Source organism: Desulfovibrio piger ATCC 29098 (genome assembly GCF_000156375.1).
Taxonomy (GTDB): Bacteria; Desulfobacterota; Desulfovibrionia; order Desulfovibrionales; family Desulfovibrionaceae; genus Desulfovibrio; species Desulfovibrio piger.
The window spans coordinates 1-1,064 of the sequence record NZ_DS996378.1 but is presented as its reverse complement, the minus strand read 5'-3'; the positions used below and the strand labels follow the sequence as shown (position 1 = coordinate 1,064).

2 protein-coding genes are annotated in these 1,064 nt (G+C 61.0%); both read right to left on the bottom strand.

Translation table 11 applies throughout. The annotated features are described in order from the left end of the window. Positions 1-145: 145 nt before the first annotated feature. Positions 146-445 carry a hypothetical protein gene (locus DESPIG_RS14425; RefSeq protein ID WP_006009521.1) on the bottom strand — a complete coding sequence of 100 codons (300 nt, stop codon included), beginning with the start codon at positions 443-445 and terminating at the stop codon, positions 146-148. 339 nt (positions 446-784) lie between these two features. Then, positions 785-1,064: hypothetical protein (locus DESPIG_RS14180; RefSeq protein WP_006009517.1), on the bottom strand; the 280-nt coding region annotated here is incomplete at its 5' end.

Sequence of the window (1,064 nt, the reverse complement as noted above, 5' to 3'; positions counted from 1 at the left end):
TGTGAAGGCGCAAGAGAAATGAGAATCTTCCGCAAGAGAAATGAGAACGTGCCAGAGCATTTTTTATGCTTTGGCACGTTTTTTGAATGAAGATTTTAGGGGCGCGGGCTGTGTGTCAAAACATACACAAAACCACGCCCATTTTTCAGCCCTCAATAATCCAGCCCGCGAAGTCCCCGAACCTGAATACCTCCACGGCATCTTCGCCCAGCTCTCCGGGATAAAGCGGTCGCTGGATTCCCGACAGGGAGAGCTCCTTTCTGACCACGGCTCCGGGTTCCGCGCCCTGGTCCAGCTTGGAAGCCCAGGTCAGCCTTGCCAGGACCGTGGCCGGATAGCCGCCGGGCGGCACCAGCTTGTCAAAGATGATGATGGCCCCGCCGGGGCGTAGCTGCTGCCGCAGGCGGGCCAGCAGCTTTCTCCGGGCGGGCACGGCAAGAAACATGAACACCAGAAAAGGCCACAGCCACGTCGAAGGGCTTGTAGTCGAACCGCGTTATATCGGCCCGCAGCGCCCGTCCAGGAGCGTTGTATGCCTCCACCATATCCGGGCATTCATCCAGAGCCGTCAGCCGCGCACAGCGCGCCTCAAGCGTGGGTGCCAGCACGCGGCCCACGTTGCCCGTGGACGCGCCAAGGTCATAGACCTTGCCTTCCTTCGGGATGTATTGCCGGGCTATCAGGCCCATGGCGGCGCTCGCCAGCTCATACCAAGGCAGTTGCTCCCGGACATGCCCGTCAAACTCTCCGGCAAAGCCGTGGAACGTCCAGTCGTGCCCCTGACTCATACGCCCTCCAGGTCCAGCCCCAGCCGTTGGGAAAACGACTTGAGCGCCAGCCGGACAAGGCCCATGCGCTGGCCGTCCGGGTACGGCAGATCGAACTCAAAGCGCAGGCTTTCCGCCAGTTCTCGCGGATGCCATGCCAGTGGCCTGCGACAGCGAACCGTCACCATGCCGTCGGACAATCCGGCTTCCACGGAGCCGAAATACCTGCTCCACAATTCCAGCCATTCCGCTTCCTCAAAGAACTTCTGCGCCTTGGGAGCCGTGGCTATATCCCCC